General features: G+C 67.7%; 25 protein-coding genes and 1 pseudogene. 16 read left to right on the forward strand and 10 right to left on the reverse strand.

Features of this window, described 5'->3' with window-relative positions:
- Nucleotides 1-124: pseudogene (locus M7H19_RS12475) on the reverse strand (cytochrome B); the annotation flags it as partial.
- Between the two features lie 159 nt (nucleotides 125-283).
- Here M7H19_RS12475 and M7H19_RS12480 point away from each other — a divergent pair.
- A complete protein-coding gene (locus tag M7H19_RS12480) occupies nucleotides 284-694 on the forward strand; it encodes a hypothetical protein (protein ID WP_298180951.1) in 411 nt (136 codons plus the stop codon).
- 188 nt (nucleotides 695-882) lie between these two features.
- Complete coding sequence (gene trpD / locus M7H19_RS12485) at nucleotides 883-1,908, forward strand: anthranilate phosphoribosyltransferase (protein WP_298180952.1); 1,026 nt, start codon at nucleotides 883-885, stop codon at nucleotides 1,906-1,908.
- 264 nt (nucleotides 1,909-2,172) lie between these two features.
- Here the strand turns inward: trpD and M7H19_RS12490 are convergent, their stop codons facing one another.
- Together M7H19_RS12490 and coxB are read right to left on the reverse strand one after the other, a co-directional pair.
- Entirely contained in the window at nucleotides 2,173-2,592 is a 420-nt protein-coding gene (locus M7H19_RS12490; protein ID WP_298180953.1) for a cytochrome c oxidase subunit 4, read from the reverse strand.
- Nucleotides 2,593-2,643: 51 nt separating this feature from the next.
- Nucleotides 2,644-3,591 carry a cytochrome c oxidase subunit II gene (coxB, locus tag M7H19_RS12495; protein ID WP_298180954.1) on the reverse strand — a complete coding sequence of 316 codons (948 nt, stop codon included), beginning with the start codon at nucleotides 3,589-3,591 and terminating at the stop codon, nucleotides 2,644-2,646.
- Nucleotides 3,592-3,729: 138 nt separating this feature from the next.
- On the opposite strand from coxB, the gene asnB reads away from it, so the two are divergent.
- Complete coding sequence (gene asnB / locus M7H19_RS12500; RefSeq protein WP_298180955.1) at nucleotides 3,730-5,658, forward strand: asparagine synthase (glutamine-hydrolyzing); 1,929 nt, start codon at nucleotides 3,730-3,732, stop codon at nucleotides 5,656-5,658.
- Nucleotides 5,659-5,972: 314 nt separating this feature from the next.
- Here the strand turns inward: asnB and M7H19_RS12505 are convergent, their stop codons facing one another.
- A complete protein-coding gene (locus M7H19_RS12505; protein ID WP_298180957.1) occupies nucleotides 5,973-6,350 on the reverse strand; it encodes an iron-sulfur cluster assembly accessory protein in 378 nt (125 codons plus the stop codon).
- 137 nt (nucleotides 6,351-6,487) lie between these two features.
- Here M7H19_RS12505 and M7H19_RS12510 point away from each other — a divergent pair, with 137 nt between their 5' ends.
- A complete protein-coding gene (locus M7H19_RS12510; RefSeq protein ID WP_298180958.1) occupies nucleotides 6,488-7,150 on the forward strand; it encodes a DUF3043 domain-containing protein in 663 nt (220 codons plus the stop codon).
- Nucleotides 7,151-7,239: 89 nt separating this feature from the next.
- Nucleotides 7,240-8,235 (forward strand): aldo/keto reductase family protein, encoded by a 996-nt coding sequence (locus M7H19_RS12515; RefSeq protein ID WP_298180959.1) that lies wholly within the window; start codon nucleotides 7,240-7,242, stop codon nucleotides 8,233-8,235.
- Between the two features lie 58 nt (nucleotides 8,236-8,293).
- On the opposite strand, the gene ispD is transcribed toward M7H19_RS12515, so the two are convergent.
- A complete protein-coding gene (gene ispD, locus M7H19_RS12520) occupies nucleotides 8,294-9,013 on the reverse strand; it encodes a 2-C-methyl-D-erythritol 4-phosphate cytidylyltransferase (RefSeq protein WP_298180960.1) in 720 nt (239 codons plus the stop codon).
- A 119-nt stretch (nucleotides 9,014-9,132) separates the two neighbouring features.
- Between ispD and M7H19_RS12525 the strand changes: the two genes are divergently transcribed.
- Nucleotides 9,133-10,098, forward strand: a complete 966-nt coding sequence (locus M7H19_RS12525) for a nicotinate-nucleotide--dimethylbenzimidazole phosphoribosyltransferase (RefSeq protein ID WP_298180961.1) — start codon at nucleotides 9,133-9,135, stop codon at nucleotides 10,096-10,098.
- Nucleotides 10,099-10,174: 76 nt separating this feature from the next.
- On the opposite strand, the gene M7H19_RS12530 is transcribed toward M7H19_RS12525, so the two are convergent.
- Nucleotides 10,175-11,278, reverse strand: a complete 1,104-nt coding sequence (locus M7H19_RS12530) for a branched-chain amino acid aminotransferase (protein ID WP_298180963.1) — start codon at nucleotides 11,276-11,278, stop codon at nucleotides 10,175-10,177.
- A 54-nt stretch (nucleotides 11,279-11,332) separates the two neighbouring features.
- Between M7H19_RS12530 and M7H19_RS12535 the strand changes: the two genes are divergently transcribed.
- Entirely contained in the window at nucleotides 11,333-11,644 is a 312-nt protein-coding gene (locus M7H19_RS12535; protein ID WP_298180964.1) for a hypothetical protein, read from the forward strand.
- A 51-nt stretch (nucleotides 11,645-11,695) separates the two neighbouring features.
- On the opposite strand, the gene M7H19_RS12540 is transcribed toward M7H19_RS12535, so the two are convergent.
- A complete protein-coding gene (locus M7H19_RS12540; RefSeq protein ID WP_298180965.1) occupies nucleotides 11,696-12,580 on the reverse strand; it encodes a hypothetical protein in 885 nt (294 codons plus the stop codon).
- Between the two features lie 137 nt (nucleotides 12,581-12,717).
- Between M7H19_RS12540 and M7H19_RS12545 the strand changes: the two genes are divergently transcribed.
- Both M7H19_RS12545 and M7H19_RS12550 read left to right on the forward strand, forming a co-directional pair.
- On the forward strand, nucleotides 12,718-14,214 hold the full coding sequence (locus M7H19_RS12545; protein WP_298180966.1) for a leucyl aminopeptidase: 1,497 nt from the start codon (nucleotides 12,718-12,720) through the stop codon (nucleotides 14,212-14,214).
- Between the two features lie 27 nt (nucleotides 14,215-14,241).
- Nucleotides 14,242-15,333, forward strand: coding sequence for an SMI1/KNR4 family protein (locus tag M7H19_RS12550; protein ID WP_298180967.1), 1,092 nt, complete (start codon nucleotides 14,242-14,244; stop codon nucleotides 15,331-15,333).
- Nucleotides 15,334-15,351: 18 nt separating this feature from the next.
- Here M7H19_RS12550 and M7H19_RS12555 read toward each other — a convergent pair whose 3' ends face one another.
- A complete protein-coding gene (locus tag M7H19_RS12555) occupies nucleotides 15,352-15,723 on the reverse strand; it encodes an oxidoreductase (RefSeq protein ID WP_298180968.1) in 372 nt (123 codons plus the stop codon).
- A 205-nt stretch (nucleotides 15,724-15,928) separates the two neighbouring features.
- On the opposite strand from M7H19_RS12555, the gene lpdA reads away from it, so the two are divergent.
- From lpdA to lipB, 5 genes are all read left to right on the forward strand, one after another.
- Complete coding sequence (gene lpdA / locus M7H19_RS12560; RefSeq protein ID WP_298180969.1) at nucleotides 15,929-17,302, forward strand: dihydrolipoyl dehydrogenase; 1,374 nt, start codon at nucleotides 15,929-15,931, stop codon at nucleotides 17,300-17,302.
- An 82-nt stretch (nucleotides 17,303-17,384) separates the two neighbouring features.
- Nucleotides 17,385-19,184 (forward strand): 2-oxoglutarate dehydrogenase, E2 component, dihydrolipoamide succinyltransferase, encoded by a 1,800-nt coding sequence (gene sucB, locus M7H19_RS12565; RefSeq protein WP_298180970.1) that lies wholly within the window; start codon nucleotides 17,385-17,387, stop codon nucleotides 19,182-19,184.
- Between the two features lie 77 nt (nucleotides 19,185-19,261).
- Nucleotides 19,262-20,149, forward strand: a complete 888-nt coding sequence (locus M7H19_RS12570) for a TIGR01777 family oxidoreductase (RefSeq protein ID WP_298180972.1) — start codon at nucleotides 19,262-19,264, stop codon at nucleotides 20,147-20,149.
- Between the two features lie 23 nt (nucleotides 20,150-20,172).
- Nucleotides 20,173-20,799 carry a phosphatase PAP2 family protein gene (locus M7H19_RS12575; RefSeq protein ID WP_298180973.1) on the forward strand — a complete coding sequence of 209 codons (627 nt, stop codon included), beginning with the start codon at nucleotides 20,173-20,175 and terminating at the stop codon, nucleotides 20,797-20,799.
- The gene (gene lipB / locus M7H19_RS12580) at nucleotides 20,796-21,545 is read left to right on the forward strand and encodes a lipoyl(octanoyl) transferase LipB (protein WP_298180974.1); all 750 of its coding nucleotides are present in this window, start codon (nucleotides 20,796-20,798) and stop codon (nucleotides 21,543-21,545) included. The genes M7H19_RS12575 and lipB overlap by 4 nt, the downstream gene beginning before the upstream one ends.
- 86 nt (nucleotides 21,546-21,631) lie before the next feature.
- On the opposite strand, the gene M7H19_RS12585 is transcribed toward lipB, so the two are convergent.
- Nucleotides 21,632-22,567, reverse strand: coding sequence for an LLM class F420-dependent oxidoreductase (locus M7H19_RS12585; RefSeq protein WP_298180975.1), 936 nt, complete (start codon nucleotides 22,565-22,567; stop codon nucleotides 21,632-21,634).
- A gap of 10 nt (nucleotides 22,568-22,577) precedes the next feature.
- A complete protein-coding gene (locus M7H19_RS12590; RefSeq protein ID WP_298181011.1) occupies nucleotides 22,578-23,204 on the reverse strand; it encodes a TetR/AcrR family transcriptional regulator in 627 nt (208 codons plus the stop codon).
- 134 nt (nucleotides 23,205-23,338) lie between these two features.
- Between M7H19_RS12590 and M7H19_RS12595 the strand changes: the two genes are divergently transcribed.
- Together M7H19_RS12595 and lipA are read left to right on the forward strand one after the other, a co-directional pair.
- The gene (locus tag M7H19_RS12595; protein WP_298180976.1) at nucleotides 23,339-23,896 is read left to right on the forward strand and encodes a hypothetical protein; all 558 of its coding nucleotides are present in this window, start codon (nucleotides 23,339-23,341) and stop codon (nucleotides 23,894-23,896) included.
- A gap of 134 nt (nucleotides 23,897-24,030) precedes the next feature.
- Complete coding sequence (gene lipA / locus M7H19_RS12600; protein WP_298180977.1) at nucleotides 24,031-25,038, forward strand: lipoyl synthase; 1,008 nt, start codon at nucleotides 24,031-24,033, stop codon at nucleotides 25,036-25,038.
- Nucleotides 25,039-25,060: the final 22 nt, after the last annotated feature.

Genomic DNA, 25,060 nt, shown 5'->3' on the forward strand with positions numbered 1-25,060 from the left:
GCCCAGCGAAGAACATGAGCTCGCTGGACAGCCACACGATCGTGCCGACGCTGACCATGTTCGGCCGGTTGAGCGAGTGCACTCGCTGGCTGATGGAAGGAGCTGCCGTTGTCACGGCTCGCATTATGTCTCCCCTCGACCTAGCCCTGCAGCTCGGGTCCTACGGACGGTCGTGCACGAAGGGAAAACGCTACCGAAAAGGAGACGAACCCGCTGGGTATCGGGGGCGTAGGCCAGCTAGCATGAACCTCGTCACCATCGTCGAGGCGCAAAGGACGCGAGGATGACCGAGCGAGCGAAGAAGGTCCTTGTTTTCAGCCACAGGAGCGAGGTGCGCGACTCGATCATCAACGCAGTCGGCCGACGACCGGCCGCTGACCTGGGCAAAGTCACCTATGTCGAAGCCGCGGGCGTGGCCGAGGTGTTGACCGAGATGGACTCCGGTGAGATTGATCTCGCCATCTTCGACGGTGAGGCGCAGCCCACCGGTGGTATTGGTCTCACTCGGCAGCTCAAGCACGAACTCGCCGGCTGTCCGCCTATCGTGGTAGCTGTGCGCCGCAAGGATGACCGATGGCTCGCCACCTGGTCGCAGGCCGATGCCGTCCTGGTGCACCCTCTCGACCCGCTGACCGCGGCCGAGACCGTTGCGGACGTACTGCGGACCCAGCGCGTGCCCGCCGTCAACGGCTGAACATCGAAGACAGACCTCGACCGGGTGGAGCCGAGTGAGGCCGAGTGGCCGACTCGGCCGTCGGGTCGGCTTCGCTCGGTCAGCTATGTCCGAATCACGAACTGTGACAATCACTACTCACCCCCCGCGTGAGTGAGTTCTTGAACGATCCGCCGAACACTTCGGAGTGTCGGCGGCCGGAGATGAACATGCCTGAATACACCTGGCCAACCGTCCTCAATCAGCTCATCGAGCGTGTCGATCTGTCCGAGGACGCCACGGCGTGGGCCATGGACCAGGTGATGTCCGGCGAAGCCACCCCCGCCCAGATCGCGGGGTTCGCGGTGGCGCTGCGGGCGAAGGGCGAGACGGCCGCCGAGATCTCCGGCATGGCGCGCGCCATGCTCCACCACGCCAACCGCGTCGACCTCGACGTACGTGCCGTCGACATCGTGGGCACGGGTGGTGACCGCAAGGGCTCGGTCAACATCTCCACCATGACCTCGCTGGTGGTGGCCGCCAGCGGGACGCCCGTCGTCAAACACGGCGGCAGGGCCGCCTCGTCGAAGTCCGGGGCCGCCGATGTCCTGGAGGCGTTGGGCGTCAGCATCGAGACCACCCCCGACGACGTGCGGCGGTGTGTCGAGGAGCTCGGCATCGGTTTCTGTTTCGCTCCCGCGTTCCATCCCGCGCTGCGGCACGTGGGCGGGCCCCGACGAGAACTGGGCATCCCCACCGTGTTCAACATGCTGGGGCCGCTGACCAACCCCGCTCAGCCGACCTCGGGACTGATCGGTTGCGCTTATCCGGACAAGGCCCCGGTGCTGGCCGAGGTGTACGCCCGGCGCGGCCACAGCGTGCTGCTGGTGCGTGGCGACGACGGACTCGACGAAATCACCACCACGACCACCAGTACGGCGTGGATCATCGCCGGCGGCGAGATCCGCACCGAGACCATCGACCCGACGGTGCTGGGGATCCCGAAGTCCGAACCGGACGCGCTACGGGGCGGTGACGCCGCCGCCAACGCCGAGGTCTTCAGAAACCTCGTCGAAGGCAAGCACGGCCCGGTGAGGGACGCCGTCCTCATCAACGCAGCGGGCGCCCTGGCGGCCCACACGGGCTTCTCCGACGACCTCACCGCAGACCTGCGCGCGGGCCTGGAGAAAGCCGCTACAGCCATCGATTCCGGTGCTGCGGCCGACTTGCTCGCCCGCTGGATCGACAAGGGCTGAAAAACCGGCCAGAAAGCCCCAGAACAGACGACAAGGAAGCGAGTCCCGATACGTACAGGGCTCGCTTCCTTGTCGTTTCAGGAGCCTGTTTCACGCAGCTTCACAAGCACAGCCAGGCTTCGCGGGCCTCTTCCCCGGTAAGCCCCATCGGATTCGCCTACCGAGGTGAGCTTGGGCGGCACCGAGAACACGACCACACGCACGTGCGGGGCACCGGTTCCTCCGGTGCCCCGCGCACGTGTGGGATCGAGACGAAATCAGACGTCAGTGGCGACGTGAACCGGTGTGGTACTCGAACACCAAACCACCGATCATCATGACCAGCACGACGCCGCTGAGGATGATCAGCCACACCTGGAAGAACGCGAGGGCCACGCTCACCAGAGCGCAACCAGCCGCGACGGCGGCCGGCCAGTAACTACCGGGGCTGAAGAATCCCAACTCACCTGCGCCATCGCTGACCTCTGCGTCCTCGTGGTCCTCCGGCCGAGGCTCGATACGCCGAGCGACGAACCGAAAGTAACTGCCCACCAGCAGCGCCAGACCACCTGAAAGAAGCAGCGCCACCGTGCCGACCGGCTCAACGCCGTCCTGGGTCATCATGGCGGTCATCACCGCGTAGATGATCGCGATGACGATGCCGAAGATCGCGACGATGTCGAAAACCCGGGCTTCGACCTTCATGAGCGTGTGTCCTTCTTACTCGATCGCTGGAGTCACTTCTCGGTGGTCGACTCAACCGGACGCCGTGCGCGCGACGCGGTCCGTCGCGAACGGGGACGTGGTCGTCGCGACCGGGCTGCACAGCTGCGCATCGCAACCCTCATCCTGCATGGTGGCCAGTGCTTCCGCAGCGGTGTACGGCTGACCCGTCTCAGGGTTGTTCTGAGTACGCAGCTCCATGTAGCGGTCGAACTTGTCCGGCGACAGGGCGCGGACCTCGAAGTTCATCATCGCGTGGTAGACGCCGCACAGCTCGGCGCAACGGCCGACGAAGGCACCTTCCCGGTCGACGGTCGTCTGGAACGACTCGTCCTGGTTGTTCTTACGCGGGTACGGGAACACGTCACGCTTGAAGTGGAATTCCGGCACCCAGAAAGAGTGAATGACGTCGGTGGACTCGAGGTTGTACTGAGTCACTTGGTTGGCCGGGACCACCAGCAGCGGGATCTCGCTCGAGCTGCCGACCGTGCTCACGGGCTGTCCGTCCGGAGTCTGGTAGTCGGGGTACGAGAACTCCCAGTTCCACTGGAAACCCGTGACGTCCACGACGACGTCGGGGTCCTCCTCCTCGGCGAGCACCGACTGTTCGGTGACGGCCGTGAAGAAGAACAGCACACAGACCATGACAACCGGCAGCACGACCACGAACAGCTCCAGCGGCACGTTGTACTGGAACTGCCTCGGCAGTGCCTCGGTCGAGTTCTTCTTCTTCCGGTGGAACGCAGCCGACCAGAAGATGAGTCCCCACACGATCGCGCCGACGGCCAGCGCAGCGATGACCGCCCACGTCCAGAACGTGCGCATCTCCGCGGCTTCCACCGTGGCACTCTCGGGCCAGCCGAATCGCAGAATCTCCTCACCGGAGCAGCCGGTCGCCGTCAAAGCGACGAGCGCGGCGAGCGCGGCGACTTTGCCGGCTTTGCCTAGTCGTGTGCCCCGGGTGCGCTCTGGAACGCCCACTCCGTGATGCCTCCTCGCCCGATCCTTGCAACGCATGGGACTCTAGCCGAGACCCGGGACGGCGGCGTCACCGCCTTCCCCGGCATACTTGCGACTTACGACTCAAATGTTGACGGAAATAAGGGTGTGTGAGACGGCGTGTGCGGCCTGCTTGGACTGGTCTGTGGCAGTGAGGAAGACGCGGCGAACGCCAAGGACGCCGTAGGCCGCGCGCTGCAGTGTCAGCGTCACCGCGGCCCGGACGAGACCGATATCTGGGCAAACGAGCAGGTCATCTATGGCTTCAACCGGCTCGCCATCATCGACCTCGAGCACTCGCACCAGCCGCTGACCTGGGGCCCCGAAGACAATCCCACCCGCTACACCATCAACTTCAACGGCGAGATCTACAACTACCTCGAGCTCCGTGAGGAACTGGAGAAAGAACACGGTGCGAAATTCGCCACAGCAGGTGATACCGAGGCGATCGTCGCGGCCTATCACCATCTCGGTCCGGCAGCGGTCGGCCGACTGCGTGGCATGTTCGCGTTCCTGATCTGGGACTCCGAGCGCAAGGTCCTGTTCGGTGCGCGCGACCCGTTCGGCATCAAGCCCCTGTTCTACGCGACAGGTCCTAAAGGGATCGCTTTCGCCAGTGAGAAGAAGAGCCTGCTGGAGCTGGCGGCCACACTGGGCATGGAACCCGAGTTGGATCGCACGGCGTTGCAGCACTACCTGACGCTGCAGTACGTGCCCGAGCCCGAGTCCTTGCACCAGGGCATCCGGCGTATCGAGTCCGGCACGTCGTTCACCGTCACACCGGGCGGGGAACTGAAGACGGAGCGCTACTTCTCCCCCGAGTTCCGCGCACAGCCGGTGTCGGGCGCCGCTCAGGTGGCCGCACTACACGAAAGCATCGCCGAGGTCCTGCGTGACTCGGTGGCCAAGCACATGCGCGCCGACGTCACGGTGGGCGCGTTCCTGTCGGGTGGCATCGACTCCACCGCCATCGCCGCGCTGGCGAAGGAACACAACCCGAACCTGATCACCTTCACCACCGGGTTCGAGCGCGAAGGTTACTCCGAGGTGGACGTCGCCGCCGAGTCCGCCGCCGCCATCGGGGTCAAGCACGTGGTCCGCACCGTCTCCGCCGAGGAGATGATGGAGACACTGCCCCTGATCGTGTGGTACCTCGACGACCCTGTGGCGGATCCCGCACTCGTGCCGTTGTGGTTCATCGCCCGCGAGGCGCGCAAGCACGTGAAGGTGGTGCTGTCCGGCGAGGGTTCGGACGAGCTGTTCGGCGGATACACCATCTACCGGGAACCACTGTCGCTGGCGCCGTTCGAGAAGGTCCCCGGTGGGGTGCGCAAGCTCATCGGCAAGGCCTCCACGCTGATCCCCGAGGGCAAGCGTGGCAAAGACCTGCTGCGTCGCGGCGCGTTGACGCTGGAGGAGCGGTACTACGGCAATGCCCGACTGTTCCGGGACGACCAGCTGAAGCCGGTCTTGCGGACTTTCCGCGACGACGTCAGCCACCGCGATGTCACCGCGCCGTGGTACCGGCTGTCCCGTGGTTGGGACCCGGTGGCACGGATGCAGCACGTCGACCTGTTCACGTGGCTGCGCGGCGACATCCTCGTCAAGGCCGACAAGGTGACGATGGCCAACTCGCTGGAACTGCGGGTGCCGTTCTTGGACTCCGAGGTGTTCCGCGTCGCGTCGACGATCCCGCTGGATCAGAAGATCACCAAGGAGACAACGAAGTTCGCGTTGCGTCGCGCATTGGACGGCATCGTGCCGGCCCACGTACTCAACCGCCGTAAGCTCGGCTTCCCCGTGCCGATCCGGCACTGGTTGCGCTCTGACATGTACGACTGGGCCCGCGGCATCATCAGCGAGTCGAAGACCGACGAACTGCTCGACAAGCGCGCGATCCTCGCGATGTTGGAGGAACACCGCAACGGCACGCTCGATCACAGCAGGAGGCTGTGGGCGTTGCTGGTCTTCATGCTGTGGCACGGCATCTTCGTCGAGGACCGCATCAAGCCCGACGTGCCCGAGCCGCAGTACCCGGTGCAGCTCTGAGGCCGTCTGAAGGACCGTAGGGCGCGGGACGTGGAAACGCGGCCCGCGCCCTACGACTTCGCTTTCGCCGGTGGCCGGTGACAACCGGACCGTATCCGGCCACCGGTCCCGGTGAGCGATACGTCATAAGCCTCGGGCGAGCAGGCCTCGGCACGGAAGAACGCCCGGGTCCACCGAGCACCGCCGTGTTACCAGCTCTTCAGGCTTCAGGACATGCCCACGACACACCACTTCCCGGGCGACCCGTCCGATGTGGGACGAATCACCCGGGAAGTCGGTGAATCAACTGATCGCGTGACGAGAAACCCGCGGACTCAGTGGAAGGAGTCACCGCAGGCACAGGCACCACCGGCATTCGGGTTGTCGATGGTGAAGCCCTGCTTCTCGATGGTGTCGACGAAGTCGATCTCGGCGCCTTCGACGTACGGAGCGCTCATCCGGTCGACCGCCACCCGGAGGCCGTCGAACTCCCGGAAGAGGTCGCCGTCCAAGGTGCGCTCGTCGAAGAAGAGCTGGTAGCGCAAACCAGCGCAGCCACCGGGCTGCACGGCGATGCGCAGGTGCATGTCGTCCCGACCCTCTTGTTCCAGGAGCGCCTTCGCCTTGGCGGCAGCCGCATCGGTCAGGGTGACGCCGTGCGTGGCCTCGCCGGCGTCGGCGGAGGTGTTGCCGGTCTGCTCAGCGGTCGTCATGACTCTCCCTCACGGTCTTGATTCAGGCGGGCATCAGCTCCAACACACCGAACACCCGTTCTGTTCCCCACCGCCCATGGTGTCACATTCGTCGACCGGATGAACATGCACAGTGTGGGCTGCAATACCCTGGTGGGGTGAGGTTCTTGCGTCGTTCCAGCACCAAGGCCGAGGCCGACAGCACCAGCACTGCTGCCGACGGCGCCGAGTCCTCGGCGGACACGTCGCTTCCCAAGGGCTACACCCCGGGCAAGGGGCGTCCCACGCCCAAACGACGGGAGGCCGAGGGCAAGCGGCGAGGCCCGGTCGCGCCCCCTCCCCGCACCACTCGCGAAGCCATCCGGCGTAGCCGCGAGCTGCGGAAACAAAACCCGGTGACCAAGGAGGAGCGCCGCGCCGCCGCTCGGGAACGACGGGAGCGCATGCTCGCCGGTGACGAGCGTTACCTGTTGCCCAGGGACCGCGGTCCGGTCAAGGCATACGTGCGTGACCTCGTCGACTCACGTCGCAACGTGCTCGGCCTGTTCATGCCGCTGGCCATCATCGTCTTCATCACACTGCTGATCCCGAGCCTGGTGGTGCAGCAGTGCGCGACGTTGCTCACCACGGTGATGCTGCTCGGCATGATCGTGGAGGGCTATCTCAACGGTCGACGCATCGTCAAGGCGGTCCGCGCGAAGTTCCCCAAGGAACAGATCCGTGGAGCTTCGCTCGGCTGGTACGCCTTCGTACGCGCCAGCCAGCTGCGTAAACTGCGCGTTCCCAAACCGCGGGTGAAGCCGGGCGACCGCGTCGACTGAAGGTCGGCTTGAAGGTCGACTGAAGAACCGGGCCCCTCCCACACTCGGGTCATTAGTTAAGCGAAGCAACCCGGGTTTAGTCTGGATCCATGGAGTTTCGTCGTCTCGGCCGCAGCGGCCTTTCGGTCAGTGAAATCGCATACGGTAACTGGCTCACTCACGCCTCCCAGGTCGAGGAGGAGCAGGCCCACGCATGCATCAAGGCCGCGCTCGACGCCGGCATCACGACCTTCGACACTGCTGACACCTACGCCAACACCGCTGCCGAGTCGGTCCTCGGCCGAGGCCTCGCGGGCCAGCGCAGGGAGAGCCTGGAGATCTTCACGAAGGTCTTCTGGCCGACCGGCCCGAAAGGCCCGAACGACAAGGGTCTCGGCCGCAAGCACATCATGGAGTCGGCCCACGCGTCGCTGAAGCGGCTCGGCACCGACTACATCGACCTCTACCAGGCGCACCGGTTCGACCACACGGTGCCGCTCGAGGAGACGATGACGGCGTTCGCCGACCTGGTGCGGCAGGGCAAGGTGCTTTACATCGGGGTGTCCGAGTGGAGTGCCGAGCAGATCGCCCGCGGTGCCGCACTCGCACGCGAACTGAAGATCCCGTTCGTGTCGAACCAGCCGCAGTACAACATGCTGTGGCGCGTCATCGAGGAGCAGGTCGTACCGACCTGCGAGCGCGAGGGAATGAGCCAGATCGTGTGGTCCCCCATCGCGCAAGGTGTGCTCACCGGTAAGTACAAGCCGGGCCAGCCGCCGCCCGAGGGATCGCGTGCCACCGACCAGAAGGGTGGGGCGAGGACGGTCGAGCAGTTCCTCCGCGACGAGGTCCTCACGCGCGTGGAGCGACTGCGTCCTCTGGCCGATCAGGCCGGGCTGACGCTGGCCCAGCTCGCCGTCGCGTGGGTGCTGCAGAACGACAACGTCGCCTCCGCCATCATCGGTGCGTCCCGCCCCGAACAGGTCCAGGAGAACGTGAAGGCCGCCGGGGTCAAGCTCGACGCCGACCTGATGCAGGCCATCGACGAGGTGCTGGACGGCGTCGTGGAGCGGGACCCGGGCCTCACCAAGAGTCCGATTCTGTGATCCTTTCCCGTTGACGCGAGCTCGGGGGCGTGAGTGGACGAAGCCCGTGGGCGGCCACTCACGCCTTCTGGGCGAGCACCTGCTCGGCGATCACCAGGTCGTGCGGGTAGGTGACCTTGATGTTGCGTTCCTCCCCTGTCACCCAGCGCACGGGTAGGTCGCTGAACCTCTCCATGCACGACGCCGTGTCCGTACCGACGAACCCTTCGGCCTCGGCCCGTTCGTAGGCCTCCAGCAACGGCGCCGCGCGGAAACCCTGCGGTGTCTGGGCACGTACCAGCGTGTCCTTCCCCGGCGAGGTCACCATGTCACCGGTGTCGTCGGCGAGTGCCACGATGTCATCGGCGCGCAGACCCGGCAGCGCACCGCCGTGTTCCCGTGCCACCCGCAGCACTTCCGCGATCAAAGCGGTACTCACCAGCGGACGCGCGCCGTCGTGCAGCAACACCGTGTCGATCACACCTGTCTCGATGCGCCCGCGTAGATGGCGCAGCGCGGCGAGCTCCGATTCCTGTCTCGTCCGCCCGCCGTGAACGACCTCGACCTCGGCCGAGACCTCGTGCCGCAGCACGTGTTCGACGAGTTCCGCGTCCACCGGCCTGGTCACCAGTACAAGGGTGTCGATACCGGGGGTCCGCGCGAATGCGTCCAACGACCACGACACGACACGACGGCCGGCCAACGGCAGATACACCTTGTTGGTCGCGGCTCCCACCCGGGTACCCGCGCCACTGGCCAGAACGACGCCGACCGCGCCCGACGCTCCGCGCTCACTCATCCGCCCGATCTTAGAGTGATCGTGTCCGCAGCCCGCGTAGCCGTGTCCGCAGCCTGCGTAGTCGTGCTGTGCCCGACGTTCGTCATCCGACGGCCACACCCCTGGGTACGGTAAGCACCGTGCCTATCGAGTTCGCCGAGGTCCCCCGTCCCGACGACCTACCGCGCACGAGTCGCCGCCCGTTCGGCATGCTCGACACACTCGGTGACTGGCTGGCCGCGTGTCAGGGCCAATCCCCGCCGACACCGCCACGTCGCACGCGGATCGTGGCGTTCGCCGCAGACCACGGCATCGCCGCCAAGGGCGTGTCCGCCCGGCCGCCCGGGACCACCTCGGAACTCATCGGGGAACTGCTCGACGAGGGCACCCCACTCGGGGTCCTCGCCGCCGAAGCCGGTAGTGGCGTGCGGGTCGTCGACGTCGCCGTCGACAACGAGGACACCGGGGAATTCAAAATCCGTCGGGGCTCGGGTTCCATCGACTCCGAGGACGCTCTGACAGACGACCAAGCCGAACAGGCCGTGCGCGTGGGTATGCGCATCGCCGACGCCGAGGTGGACGAAGGAGCCGACCTGCTCGTCCCGGCCGGACTCGGCGTCGGGGCCACCACCCCCGCGTCGACACTGGTGTCGGTGATCACCGACACCGAGCCCGTCGCCGTCGTCGGACGCGGCTCCGGCGTCGACGACAACGCCTGGATGTGTAAGGCCGCCGCCATCCGCGACGCCCTGCGCAGAGCACGACCGGTGGCCACCGAACCGATGAAGCTGCTGCGGACAGTGGGCGGCGCCGACCTCGCCGCCATCACCGGGTTCCTCGCGCAAGCCGCCGTGCGCCGCACGCCCGTGCTGTTGGACGGACTCACCGTGTGCGCGGCGGCCCTGCTCGCCGAGGAACTCGCCCCCGGAGCTCGCTCGTGGTGGCTGGCGGCGCACCGGACGAGCGAACCGGCCCACACGCTCGCGTTGGAACACCTCGACCTCGAACCGCTCGTGGACCTCGGTATGGCCGAGGAAGCGGGCACCGGGGCCGCCGCCCTTCTGCCGCTGGTCTCGATGGCCGCGGTGCTACGCCGATCGCAGTGAGAAATCGATGAGAAACCGAAAGGCCGCCCGGGTGTTCCAACCACCGGGGCGGCCTTTCGGCGTGTGGTCACAAACCTCAGCCCAGGGTGTGCATCCAGCCGTGCGGATCGGGCCGGGTGCCTTCCTGGATACCGGTGAGTTCCTCGCGCAACCGCATGGTGACCTCGCCCGGTTGACCGTCGGCGATACGGAACTCTCCCCCGGCGTGCTTGACGTGGCCGACAGGAGTGATCACCGCGGCCGTTCCACAGGCGAACACCTCGGTCAGCTCGCCGGAGGTGGCAGCCTTCTCCCACTCATCGGTGGACAGCTTGCGTTCCTCGACCTGGTAGCCGAAGTCGGCGGCCAGCCTCAGCAGCGAGTCCCGGGTGACGCCGGGCAGCAGCGAACCGCTCAGTTCGGGCGTCACCACTCGCGCGTCGCCGCCGGAGCCGAAGACGAAGAACAGGTTCATGCCGCCCATCTCCTCGACGTAGCGGCGCTCGTTGGCGTCGAGCCAGACGACCTGGTCGCAGCCCTGTTCCACCGCCTGAGCCTGTGCCACGAAGGACGCGGCGTAGTTCCCGGCGCACTTGGCTTCACCGGTGCCCCCGGGCGCGGCCCGCACGTATTCGGTGGACAGCCACACACTCACCGGCTTCACGCCGCCTGCGAAGTACGAACCCGCCGGTGAGGCGACGAGCGTGTAGAGATAGCTCCGCGACGGGCTGTTCACCCCGAGACCCACCTCGGTGGCGATCATGAACGGCCGCAGGTAGAGCGAGTCACCCTGATTCGTGGGCACCCACCGGTCGTCAGCTGCGAGCAGCTCGCGGATCGAGCCGAGGAAGAGCTCGTCGGGCAGTTCCGGCATCGCCATCCTGCGGGCCGAACGCCGGAAGCGGGCCGCGTTGGCCTCGGGCCGGAACGCCTTCACGGAACCGTCCGGCTGCCGATACGCCTTCAACCCCTCGAAGATGCTCTGCCCGTAGTGCAACACGGCCGTGGCCGGGTCCAGCTGCAGCAGTTCGTACGCGCGTAGTTGGGCGTCGTGCCAGCCCTTCTCCTCCGTCCACGTCACCGTGACCATGTGGTCGGTGAAGTACACCCCGAACCCCGGCTTCGCCAGTACCTCAGCTACCCGCTCCGCCGAGGCCGGACGAGTGCTGGGACGGTGGCTGAACGGGATCGTGGTAGTCATGGGCGCCAGCATATCTCGCACGAATGACAACACGAGAGGGTCGCGCGTCCTACCATGACGAGCGTGACCTCACAGCCTGAACGCGCCTTCAACGCCAACAGAGTCTCCGCCGGGCCCGCGTCGGACGCCAAAGCCTTCTTCGCCGCCGCGTTGCTGACGTTCGCCTCCGGCATGGTCGCCGTGATCGGTTACATCATGGTCGGCGGCTTCGGCGTGCTCCTCGGGATCGTGGGTGTCGTGTTCGCTCTGGTGTGGTGGAAGGAGCAACACGGCCGGATGTTGCCGCGTGACCTGCCGGGCAAGTCGCTGACGCTACTCACGGTGGCGGCGTTGGTGCTGTTCGGACTCGCAGCACTGATGGCCTGAGCCGGCCCGAACCCAGCCGCACCGCCCGGCGTGTCGGCTGGGACAGTCGGGTCAACCGCGGTCGGCCGCTCCCGCCCGTCCGGCTAGGCGGTGAATCACCTCGATCAGGGCGACGACGCCCGCGAGCAACACCGCCGGCAGCGGGTCGAACACGGCGGCCCACACCCCCGCGCCCCCCACGGCCACCAGCGTGGCCCCTCTCCACCGGCCGGTGTCGTCGCGTCCGGCGAGCCTGTTCCCGGCCTGCCTGAGCCGACCGGCGCACGCGACCGCCGAGGTGAGTCCCGCGAGCACGGCCACCGCGACCAGCATCGGGGTCAACGCGGCGGCGTCGGCGGCGGCCAGCACGTCCCGCAGCGACGTCACCGACAGTCCGAGTCGGACCGGTCCCACCTGATACAGCGCGGCGGCCCCGACCGCCAGTGCCGCAACGGTTCCGATGGTGAGCCGGACCGGGCTCAGTCCCATGAGCCACGGCAGTACCACCACCACGGCCACGATCAGGCCGATCGGGGAGAACGGTTCGGGGCTCGCGGTCGTCGATGCTGCCGGCGGGATCGCCACGCAGACGGCCACGAAGGCTGCCGCGGCCACCCCCAACAGCGCCACGGGCCAGCGGGACGACCGATCGGAGCGGTTCGCCCCGAAAGCGTCGGCCGCCACGGCGACGAGGACGACCACGAGCGCGACCGCCACATAGGTGATGTCCGCGGAAGCGGTAGCGCTCCCGAGATAGGCCGCGGGAACGGCGGCCGAGGAGACGAACAACGACCACTCCCGCACCGCGGCGAGCAACTCACCACCCCGGCCCCGTGGCTTCGAACGTCCCGTCACCCACGCGAGGCAGCCGGCCAGGACGACCGCGGCGAGCAGCCACCACCCGGCCCAGGACGCGGCGACGGCCAGGATGAGGAACAGTCCCGCTGGCAGCGACATCGACCCGACCTACCTCCACACTCACACCGGTATCGGCAATAGCATGGCGGAGGAGGTCGACGGACTTCGCTCGCCGCCCCACGAGGGTGCCGAGGTCGGTCCACACGCGATGACGCGATGACACAGAGGAGCCTGACGTGAGCGTGCCGAAACTGTCCCTGTCCGATAATTCCGAGGCGGCGCTGGCCAAGACCCGCGCCGAGGTCGTCGTGGTGGGAACCGTTCAGGGACCCGACGGACTCGAGCTGGCAGCCGGGGCAGAGGCGGTGGATGCCGCGTTCGACGGCACGCTGGCCGATGTTCTGACCACTCTGGGCGCTACGGGCAAGCCCGAGGAGACCGTGAAGGTCCCGAGCCTGGGCAGGGTGCCCGCGGGGGTCGTGCTCGCCGTGGGGCTCGGAAAGCCCGACGACATCACCGACGAGCGGGTACGCCGGGCCGCCGGTGCCTCCGGGCGACTGCTGGCGGGCCACAAGCGAGTGCTGACCACACTGTCCGCGCTGGACCTGCAGGCCGCGGTCGAGGGCACCGTGCTCGGTGCCTACAGCTTCACCGATTACAAGTCCGAGCCGGGTGACGCGCCGCCGTCCAACGTGGAGTTCGTCTCGCCCGAAGAGGGGACCGCACGCTCGCACAAGGCGACGCTGAAGGCCGCCACGGCCATCGCCGAGGCGGTCACCATCGCCCGGGACCTGGTGAACACTCCCCCGAACGACCTGTTCCCCGCGTCCTTCGCCGACCGTGCCAAGGAGCTGGCGAGTGCCCACGATCTCGACATCGAGGTCCTCGACGAGAAGGCTCTGAAGCGCAAGGGCTTCGGCGGCATCCTCGGCGTCGGCGGCGGGTCGTCGCGCCCGCCGCGGCTGCTGCGGGTGGCCTACCGCGGGTCCAAGGCGAAGAAGAGCGTGGCCCTGGTGGGCAAGGGCATCACCTTCGACACCGGCGGCATCTCCCTCAAGCCGGCCGCGGGTATGGACGAGATGACCTCGGACATGGCCGGTGCCGCGGCCGTGCTCGCCTCCATGGTGTTGGCGGCGAAGCTCAAGTACCCGCTCGAGGTGGTGGCGTACATCCCGCTCGCGGAGAACATGCCGTCGGGCACCTCGTACCGGCCGGGTGACGTACTCACGATGTACGGCGGTAAGACCGTGGAGGTGCTCAACACCGACGCCGAGGGCCGCCTGGTGCTGGCGGACGCGATCATGCGGGCGTGCGAGGAGGAGCCGGACTATCTCATCGAGACGTCCACGTTGACCGGTGCGCAGAAGGTGGCGCTGGGCGACCGCACGGCGGGTGTCATGGGCTCGGACGACTTCCGCGATCGCGTCGCCGAGAGCGCGCAGGCCACGGGCGAGGGTGGCTGGCCGATGCCACTGCCGGAGGAACTGCGTTCCGAACTGGACTCCAAGCTCGCCGACATCGCGAACGTGACCGGACAGCGGTGGGGCGGCATGCTCGCCGCGGGAATCTTCCTGCGTGAGTTCGTGGCCGACGACGTGCAGTGGGCGCACATCGACATCGCGGGTCCCGCTTACAACTCCGGTTCTCCGTGGGGCTACACGGGCAAGGGCGGCACGGGTGTGCCGGTGCGCACGATCGCCGCGGTCCTGGCCGACATCGCCGAGAACGGCTGACCGTCGCAGGATGTGAATCCGGTCACCATGTCCTCCTCCGGCGACGGTAGTGAGGATTTCGTCGAGGCCGCCGTGCGTACCGTCCTCACGGCGGCCGACGACGAGGTGGACACCACGGTCGGTCAGGCGGCTCTGCTGTTGGCGTGCGCCAACGTGAGCGGGGCCGCCGATCGACTGGTTCGGCAGTGGCGGCGTACGACGGGTAGGTCGGTGACGCGGCTGGTCCGGGACTCTTCGACCGCGCGGGCTTGGGTGATGTTGTTCGCCGTGCGCGAGGCCGTGCCCGAATGGGCCGCCGAACTGCCCCCGCTGGATCTCGACGCGGAGGAACGCGCCCACCGCGACCGCCTGGCCCGGGCCCAGCGTCGGGATGCTCCGGAGGACACACTCACCGAACTGGCCGCACGAGCGCGGGAACGCGCGGAGGCGGGAGACGTGGACGGTGCCCGTGCCGCGGTGGCGGCGTGGGCGAGCGTGGCACGTGACACACCACGTCCGGACGTGGCTCTACTCGCGGGATGCCGTCCGGTCGCGGCGCTGTTGGCGCAGGGTGCGCTCACTCTGCCGGCGGAGTGGGCGAACGCCTACGCCGACGCACTCATCGCGGCTCTCCACGCCCGGCATCCGACCGACGCGGCGGGTTCCTCGTGGTCTGAGCTGATCGACGAGATCCTGCGGCTACGCGGCGTACCGGGCACCGCCCCGCCACCGGCATCGAGCGAGGCGCTGGCGGAGGCCGAACACCGCCTCGGTGTCGCTCTGCCCGACTCCTACCGCCGATTCCTGTTCACCTGTGACGGACTGCCGGCCGACGTGGTGTTCCCCCGCCTGTTGAGCGTGGGCGAACTCACCATGCGAACGACGAAGGACGAATCCGAAGCCGACGTGGTGATCGCCGAGCCTGCTGTGCTGGTGTTGCGCTCGACGACCGGCGAAGTGGTGGAGCACGACCCGATGTTCGGTGTCAGCGTCCATCATGACGTGCGCGCACTGCTCGAACACCACCGGAGGCTGCTCGAAGCCGCCGTGGGGCCGCTCGAGGACACCGCGAACGCCGAAGACACCGCGAACGCCGAAGACAGCGCGAACGCCGAAGACGGCCAAGACACCGAGAGTTAAGTCATCCCAGGCCGACTCCTAGGCCGACTCGTCTCGTTCCCGTTGCGCCTTTTTCCGCAGGATGCGCTGACGCTCCGTGTATTCACGCATCCGTTTCGGATATCCGGTCTTGGCGACCTCGTACACGGGAATGGACCGCTTGCGACCGAATTGTTGCGCGGTGTCCAGACTCCCTATGCGGCGCCGAGTCCACTCGCCGTCGTGTGCGACCAACACCACTGTGGTTTCGGTAACGGTGGTCCGAGGCTCGACGTAGGCCTCCACGCCCCTGTGCGTGGCGACCCATTGGTCCAGGTGCGCGATGTCGGCGGAGGATACGCTACGTAAGGTCCCGGGTCTGTTCTTCTTCCTTCCTCGGCGACGTCTGCGGAATGCGTCGAACAGGCCCATGGCGACCACTCTCCTTCCGGCCTCGCACTGTGCATTATCCCGGCTACGCAATGCCCCAGACCTCATCACACCCGCACTAGGTCGCATGTCGTTCGAGCGAAGTGACAAGATGAAGTGGCATGAGGCGCCCCACAGCGCCCGTGAAGACGATCAGACGACTGCCGTTATCGGCTTACTGAACACTGCCTGCCGAGGAGTTTGAGAAGTGACCGACGCTGAAGCCGACCTGGTGATCCTTGGTGGCGGATCCGGTGGTTATGCCGCGGCGTTCCGCGCCGCCAAGCTGGGTCTATCCGTCACGCTGATCGAGAAGGACAAGCTGGGCGGCACCTGCCTGCATCGAGGCTGCATTCCGACCAAGGCGCTGCTCCACGCCGCCGAGGTCGCCGACTCGGCGCGGGACGGCGAACAGTTCGGCGTCAAGACCGTGTTCGACGGCGTCGACGTCGCCGGTGTCCACAAGTACAAGGATTCGGTGGTCACGCGGCTGTACAAGGGGCTGCAGGGCCTGGCGAAGGCCCACAAGATCAACTACGTGGAGGGCACGGGCACCTTCGTCGGCGGCACCACCGTCGACGTCGAGGGCACCCGCTACACCGGGAAGAACGTCGTGCTCGCCACCGGCTCGTACTCGAAGACGATCCCCGGCCTGGAACTCGGCGGGCGCATCATCACGAGTGAGGACGCGCTGTCGCTCGACTTCGTGCCCAAGAAGGCCGTCGTGTTGGGCGGTGGCGTGATCGGCGTCGAATTCGCCAGTGTCTGGGCCTCCTTCGGCTCCGAGGTCACCATCGTCGAGGCGCTGCCCCGGCTGGTTCCCGCGGAGGACGAGTTCTCCTCCAAGCAACTCGAGCGGGCGTTCCGCCGACGCAAGATCGCCTTCAAGACGGGCGTGAAGTTCACCGGCGCGAAGCAGGACGACAACGGCGTCACGGTGTCGCTGGAGTCCGGCGAGACCCTGGAGGCCGACGTGCTGCTGGTCGCCGTGGGTCGCGGGCCGAACACGGCGGGCCACGGCTACGACGAGGCCGGTGTCCGCATGGAGCGCGGCTTCGTGCTGACCGACGAGCGCCTGCGCACCAACCTCCCGAACGTCTACGCCGTCGGCGACATCGTGCCGGGCCTGCAGCTCGCCCACCGTGGCTTCCAGCAGGGCATCTTCGTCGCCGAGGACATCGCCGGTCTCAACCCGACACCCATCGACGAGTCCGGTATCCCGCGGGTCACCTACTCGCACCCCGAGGTGGCGTCCGTGGGCCTGACCGAGGCCCAGGCGAGGGAGAAGTACGGTCCCGACATCACCACCTTCACCTACGACCTGGCGGGTAACGGCAAGAGTCAGATCCTCAAGACCTCCGGTGCCGTGAAGCTCATCAAGGCTCCCGACGGCCCGGTCGTCGGGTTGCACATGGTCGGGGATCGTGTCGGCGAGCTGATCGGCGAAGCGCAACTCATCTTCAACTGGGAAGCATTCCCCGAGGACGTCGCCCCGTTGATCCACGCCCACCCCACTCAGAACGAGGCTCTCGGCGAAGCGCACCTCGCTCTGGCGGGCAAGCCGCTGCACGTGCACGGCTGAGGTAAGGAACCGACGAAGACAGCCGGCACTGCCGACGCAGCAACTGCAGACCACACCAGCACACACAAGGGAGTCAGCAACGATGGCGTACTCCGTCACACTGCCGGAGCTCGGTGAGAGCGTCACCGAGGGCACCGTCACCCGGTGGCTGAAGCAGGAGGGTGACACGGTAGAGGTCGACGAGCCGCTGCTCGAGATCTCCACCGACAAAGTCGACACCGAAGTACCTTCGCCCGTGTCGGGCACGGTGCTTCGGATCGTGGCGCGTGAGGACGAGACCGTGGAGGTCGGCGGCGAACTCGCCGTGATCGACGACGGTTCCGGTGGTGGGGCCGACAGCGGCGCTGCCGCGGCCGCGCCCTCGGAGCCTCAGCAGCAGGCCCAGCCCGAGCCGCAGGCCGCACAGCCCGCCGCCGAGCCGCAGGCGCCGGCACCGTCGGCATCCTCCGGTGCCGCGTCCGGCACTCCTGTGACGCTGCCGGAGCTCGGTGAGAGCGTCACCGAGGGCACCGTCACCCGGTGGCTGAAGCAGGTCGGTGACACGGTAGAGGTCGATGAGCCGCTGCTCGAGATCTCCACCGACAAAGTCGACACCGAGGTGCCCTCGCCGGTCGCGGGTACGGTCCTGGAGATCACCGCGGCCGAGGACGAGACCGTGGAGGTGGGTGCTCAGCTGGCCGTCGTGGGGCCCGCCGGTGCCGCCCCGGCCCCGCAGGCGCCCGCGCAGCCCGAGCGCGAGCCCGCACCGCAGCAGCCGGCGGCGCCGCAGGCACAGCCCGCTCCCACGCCCCAGCCCGCACCTCAGCCCGAGCCCGAGCCTGCACCGCAGGCACAGCCCGCACCGAGCGCTCCCGCTCCGCAGGCACCGGCTCCGGCACCGCAGCAGGCTCGGCCCGCCTCGACCGAGCGTGACAGCGCGGGCACGCCGTATGTCACGCCGCTGGTGCGCAAGCTCGCGGCCGAGCACGGCATCGACCTGAACACCGTCAAGGGCACCGGCGTCGGCGGTCGTATCCGGAAGCAGGACGTGCTGGCCGCCGCGGAGGCCAAGCAGCAGCAGGCCGCCCAGCAGCCCAAGCCCGCCGCCGCGCAGCAGCCCCCGGCCGCTCCGTCCCGGCCCGCCGCACCGACCCCCGTGTCGGAAGCGGAGAAGGCCGCGCTGCGTGGCACGGTGCAGAAGGCCAACCGCATCCGCCAGATCACGGCCGCCAAGACCAAGGAGTCGCTGCAGGTCTCGGCCCAGCTGACGCAGGTGCACGAGGTGGACGTCACCAAGATCGCGCAGCTGCGGCAGCGCGCGAAGGCGGCGTTCCGTGAGCGTGAGGGTGTGAACCTGACGTTCCTGCCGTTCTTCGCCAAGGCCACGGTCGAGGCGCTGAAGCAGCACCCGAACGTCAACGCCTCCTACAACGAGGAGACGAAGGAGATCACCTACCACGGCTCGATCAACCTCGGCCTCGCCGTGGACACCGAGCGTGGTCTGCTGTCGGTGGTCATCCACGACGCGGGTGAGCTGAGCCTGTCCGGCCTGGCACACCGGATCGCCGACCTGGCGGAGCGGGCCCGCAGCAACAAGGTAACCCCGGACGAGCTCACCGGCGGCACGTTCACGATCACCAACCTCGGCAGCAACGGCGCGCTGTTCGACACGCCGATCATCGTGCAGCCGCAGTCGGGGATCCTGGGCGTGGGCGCGGTCGTGCGGCGGCCGGTCGTGGTCACCGACACCGAGGGCAACGACACCATCGCGATCCGTTCGATGGCCTACCTCCCGCTGACCTACGACCACCGCCTCATCGACGGTGCCGACGCGGGACGGTTCCTTACGACGATCAAGCAGCGTCTCGAGGAAGGTAACTTCGAGGACGAGCTCGGGCTCTGACTCGCCGTATCACGCGCTCGGGGGCGTCTACCGCACATGGTGGACGCCCCGTCGCATATGGCGCATAAAGTGTGCCCATGCGGGTTCTCGTGGCCGGTTCCAGCGGACTCATCGGCACTGCCCTGCGTTCCCGGTTACGGGAGTCGGGGCACGACGTGGTGAGGCTGGTTCGACGTGCTCCCGCGCATCGCGACGAACGACGCTGGGACCCCCCGTCGGGGCGGATCGACGACGATGCGTTCGACGGTGTCGACGCCGTTGTGAACCTGTGCGGTACGCCGCTGGCGTCCGGCCGGTGGAGCGCCGCACGTAAGCAGTTGCTGCGCGACTCCCGGACCGAGCCGACCGAGGTGCTGGCCGAGGCTGTGGCCGAACACGGCGTACCGGTGTTGGTGAACGCCTCGGGAATCAGCTACTACGGTGACACCGGCGCCGTGGAAGTCGACGAATCGGCCCCGATCGGTGACGGTTTCCTCGCCCGGCTGTGTGCCGAGTGGGAGGGGGCGTGTGCGCCGGCGAGCCGAGCGGGTAGCCGGGTGGTGTTGCTCCGTATCGCACCCGTGTTCGCGCGACAGGGCGGGATGCTGCGCCTGTTGGCCCCCGTGTTCCGCGGCGGCTTGGGCGGCACCCTCGGTCACGGCAGGCAGTACATGCCGTGGATCGGTCTCTCCGATCTCGTCGAGGTGATCGTGTTCTGCCTTCTTCGCGACGATGTCTCCGGCCCGGTCAACGCGACCGCCCCACGTCCGGCGACCAACACCGAGTTCACTCGGGCCGTGGGACGCGCGGTTCGCCGTCCCACTCCGTGGCGGGTGCCCGGTGGGCTGCTGCGGGTGGTTTTCGGAGAGGCCGCTGATGAGCTGTTGCTGGCAGGGCCACGGGCCGTGCCCGGTGTGCTCACCGAAGCGGGGTTCACGTACACGCTCGACGATCTCGATCAGGCCCTCGCCTCCGCCTTGTCGTGACAGCGTCACGAAAACGCTCACCGGTGAGGGTCGAGTACCTGCTCGGGTCCTTGTCGCTCACCGCGTTCGTGGTGCTCGGGATCGTGGTCCGACAGGATCCACCGGCCGCGGATCGGGCGCTGCACGATGCCGCGAGCACGTGGTGGCGAGACGACTTCGACGAGGCCGCGGCCGTCATCAGTGCCGTTCTCGGGCCTCCGCTGCCGATCCTGTCGGGACTGGGCCTGATCGCGGCCACGGTCGTGTGGCGACGACGTTCGGACCCGAGGGCGTGGGTGACGTTGCGTCTGGTGGTCCTGCTCGGTGCCTGCCGTCTCAGCAGCGTGTTCGCCAAACTCGCGTTCGACAGGGAACGCCCCTTGAAGCACGGTGACCTCGGCTACCCGAGCGGACACGTGGCATCGGTGGCGAGCACGGGGTTCGTGCTGGTGGTGCTGTGCCTGTGGCTTGCACCGCGTTCGGTCACCACCGTGGGCGTCGTCACCGTGGTCGCGACGGTGCTGGCGGGCGCCGCTCGGGTGACGTTGCAGGTGCATTGGCTCACCGACACCATCGGCTCGGTCCTCGCTGTCGTCGGGGTCGGACTGCTGGTGGCCCCGGCTCTGCGGTTGTTGCCGCCCAGACCGCAGGGCGTAGCCTCGTCATCGTGAGTCAGAAAGCGACCCGTTCCTGTCGCGCGTCCAGTGACCCCGTGGACGTTCGCGACATCGGCACCATCGACTACCTCGAAGCCTGGGAACTCCAGCGTGAGCTGGCGGGCGCCCGTGCGGACGGCGAGGGCCCCGACACGATGCTGTTGCTGGAACACCCCTCGGTCTACACGGCGGGTAAACGCACCCAGCCGGAGGACCGGCCGACCGACGGCACACCCGTGATCGATGTCGACCGGGGAGGCCGCATCACCTGGCACGGACCCGGCCAGCTGGTCGGATATCCGATCGTCAAGCTCGCCGACCCTATCGATGTCGTGCACTACGTGCGGCGCATCGAGGAAGCGCTGATCTCGGTGTGCGAGAGGTTCGGCCTTCACACCGGTCGGGTCGAAGGGCGCAGCGGAGTCTGGGTTCCCGCCGACGACACCCGCCCCGAACGCAAGATCGCGGCGATCGGTATCCGGGTGCAGCAAGGCGTGACCATGCACGGTTTCGAGCTCAACTGCAATCCCGATCTGACGGCGTTCGATCGCATCGTGCCGTGCGGTATCCGGGACGCGGGCACGACGTCGTTGTCGGAGGAGTTGGGCCGCACGGTGACCGTGGCGGAGGCCCTGCCCGTGGCGAGGGACGCGGTGCTCGCCGCGTTGGACGGCGAGCTGCCGGTGAACGAGGACCGCTGGCTGCCGCGTCCACAGCAACCGGAGGCTCCCGGGGTGACCTTCGCTCTCCAGCAGCCCTGAGAAGGAGCGACCCGGAAAAAGAGCGACTCCGAGGCCGGTTCGTGGTGGCCCGACGGTCGGCCGAGCCACCACGATCCAGCGAGACCTCAGTTCAGCTGGGGCATGATCTCCGAGGCGATCAGTTCCAGGTGGTCGAGGTCGGACAGATCCAGCACCTGGAGGTACAGGCGCGTGATGCCCGTGCTCTCACGCCAACGGCCGATCGTGTCCACGGCCTCGGACACGGTGCCCGCGACACCGTTGGTCTTGAGTTCGTCGACCTCGCGGCCGATGGCGTCGGCGCGACGGGCCACCTCGGCGTCGTCCTTGCCCACGGCCACCACGAGAGCGGCCGAACGGATGAGCTCACCCCGCCTGCGACCCGCGGCCTCGGCGGCGGCGTCCACTCGCTCGTACTGAGCGCGTGCCGTCTCGATGTCCTTGAACGGCACGTTGAACTCGTCGGCGTAACGGGCCGCGAGCTCGGGCGTGCGCTTCTTACCCGTACCTCCGAGGATCATGGGCGGACGCGGACGCTGCGCGGGTTTGGGCAGCCCCGGCGCCTCCTTCAGCTGGTAGTGCTTGCCCTCGAAATCGAAGGTCTCCCCTTCCGAGGTGTCCCACAGGCCCGTGATGATCTGCAGTTGTTCGGAGTAGCGGTCGAACAACTCACGCATCGGCGGCAGTTCGATGCCGTACGCGGTGTGTTCGTCGACGTACCAGCCGGAGCCGAAGCCGAACTCCACCCGGCCACCGGACATCTGGTCGACCTGCGCCGCGGAGATCGCGAGCACCGAGGGGTGCCGGAACGTCGCCGCCGTCACCAACGTGCCCAACCGGATCCGGGACGTCTCCCTGGCTAGTCCCGCGAGGGTGATCCAGGCGTCGGTCGGCCCGGGGAGACCGCTGACCGAGCCCATCTTGAGGTAGTGATCCGATCGGAAGAACGCGTTGAAACCGGCGTCCTCGGTCGTCTTCGCCACGCGCAGCAGATCGTCGTAGCTGGCACCTTGCTGGGGTTCGGTGAAGATCCTGAGTTCCACGCACTCGAGCCTAACGAGCCCGGTGGGAACGCGCGGCGTCCCGCACCTGCTGCAGCAGTGCGACCACCACCTGTTCGACCTCGGCTCCCACCCGTTCGGGTTCAGCCGAACTCGCGATCTCGGTGGCGGCGCTGGCCAGGGCACCGAACAGCAGACGGGAGGCGACGTCCACCGGCACGCTCGTCACGTCGCCCGCGTCGATGAGGTCCTGGAGGGCGGCTTTGATGAGGCCGAAGCTGTAGCGTTCCTCGGCGTCCCGCCATTGCTGCCAGCCCATCACCACAGGGGCCTCGTGCAGTGCGATCCGCTGGTAGGCGGGGTCGAGGCAGCTGGAGATGAACTCCCGCAATCCGGCGAGCGCACGTTCCCACGGTGGTTCGGCTCCACGGAGGATCTTCTCCAACCGGCCCTTGACATCGGTCTCCACGGCGTCGAACGCGGCTTCGAACACCGCCTGTTTGCCGGTGAAGTGGTGGTAGAGCGCGCCCTTGGTCACTCGGGCGCGGCGCGCGATCTCGTCGAGCGACGTGCCCGCGTAGCCGCGCTCGGTGAACAGCGCGATGGCGCTGTCGATCAACGCGTCACGGGTGGATTCCGTGTAGTCGTCCCGCCTGGACCTCGGTGTCGCCACATTCACAACCTTACGCACCCCTCCTCGTCACATACCGGTGGTATGTTGATCTCGTCCGCACATACCGAGAGTATGAACCCGACTTCGAGTATGGCCGCCGGTACAGTCGAGGACAGGCCGAAAAGGGGGAGGCCGAGGCCATGGGCTGGAGTGATCACTACCGCCGTCGCGACATCATGGACACCGCACTGGCCCGCGCGCGGCACGACGAAGAGGCCCGTATTCCGTTCGACCACATCGACGGCGCCAGGGAGGTCTTCGGCACCGAGGAGAACCTCCTGCTGGCCCTGCACCACCGCTGGACACAGGTGCTGACCGGGCACCTCCGCACCTATGTGGCGGGCCCCGAGGACGCCGACGACGTGCCCGGCGAAGGCAGCGAGAGCCACGGCGACCACGTCGACGCCGTGTCCCGCGCCTGGCGAGCCGCTGTACGCCGGAATCCGACACTGCACGCGGTGGTGGACGCGAACGTGGAGCGCTACCCCGCGTTGCGCCGAGCCCACCAGGCCGAGCTGCGGATGCTCGCGGTGACCTCCGGTCTGGCCGAACCGCACGAGCCGCACGACGAGGCCGCACGCATCGGGGCGACGCTGGTGGCGCTACTGCGGCATCGCGACACCGTTCGCTCGAGCAACCGCACCACCACGGCCGAGCGTTGGCTGCGTCGCCTCGGCCGGTTGGCCTCGTCCGCGTGAGCACCGCACGCGACACGTCCCGCCCCATGTGAGGGGGCCGGAAAGCCACCCGGGAGCGGGGGAAGAGTTGACCGGGTCACCCCGGATCCCCCACGTGGTCGAGTTCCGGGCCGCCTCGGGCGTAGGCTGGGAGCGTGACTGTGGTGCCGGAAGGTCGGAAGCTGCTGCGGCTGGAAGTCCGCAACAGCCAGACACCGATCGAGAAGAAGCCGTCATGGATCAAAACCCGCGCGCGTATGGGCCCGGAGTTCACCGAACTCAAGGGGCTGGTCCGGCGCGAGGGTCTACACACCGTGTGCGAGGAGGCGGGCTGCCCCAACATCTACGAATGTTGGGAGGATCGCGAGGCCACCTTCCTCATCGGAGGTGACCAGTGCACCCGACGCTGTGACTTCTGCCAGATCGACACCGGTAAACCCGCCGAGTTCGACCGGGACGAACCGAGGCGGGTCGCCGAGAGCGTGCAGGCCATGGGCCTGCGCTACTCGACCGTGACCGGTGTGGCCCGCGACGACCTGCCCGACGGTGGAGCGTGGCTGTACGCCGAGACGGTCCGGCAGATCCACGCACTCAACCCGGGCACGGGCGTCGAACTGCTGATCCCGGATTTCAACGCCAACGACGAGCAGCTGGCCGAGGTGTTCGGGTCCGAACCCGAGGTGTTGGCCCACAACATCGAGACCGTGCCGCGGGTCTTCAAGCGCATCCGGCCGGGTTTCCGTTACGAGCGTTCACTGGAAGTGATCCGCAAGGCCCGTGAGGCCGGGCTGGTCACCAAGTCGAACCTGATCCTCGGGATGGGCGAGACCCCTGAAGAGGTCGAACCCGCCATGCGCGACCTCGCGGAAGCGGGCTGCGAGATCCTCACCATCACTCAGTACCTGCGTCCCTCGGTGCGGCACCATCCGGTGGACCGCTGGGTGAAGCCCGAGGAGTTCGTGGAGCACACGAAGGCGGCCAAGGCCCTCGGCTTCGCCGGAGTCATGGCGGGTCCCCTGGTGCGCTCCTCGTACCGCGCGGGCAAACTGTTCGCCCAAACCAAGCAGCACCGGGGCGAACCGTTGCCGGAGAACCTGCAGCACCTCGCGGCCGCCGCACCGGCGGCCCAGGAAGCCAGCAGCGTCCTCTCCCGAATGAGCTGATCCGGGGGCCGAGGCCCTTCCA

The sequence above is a fragment of the Saccharomonospora sp. genome (assembly GCF_027317685.1).
GTDB lineage: Bacteria > Actinomycetota > Actinomycetes > Mycobacteriales > Pseudonocardiaceae > Saccharomonospora.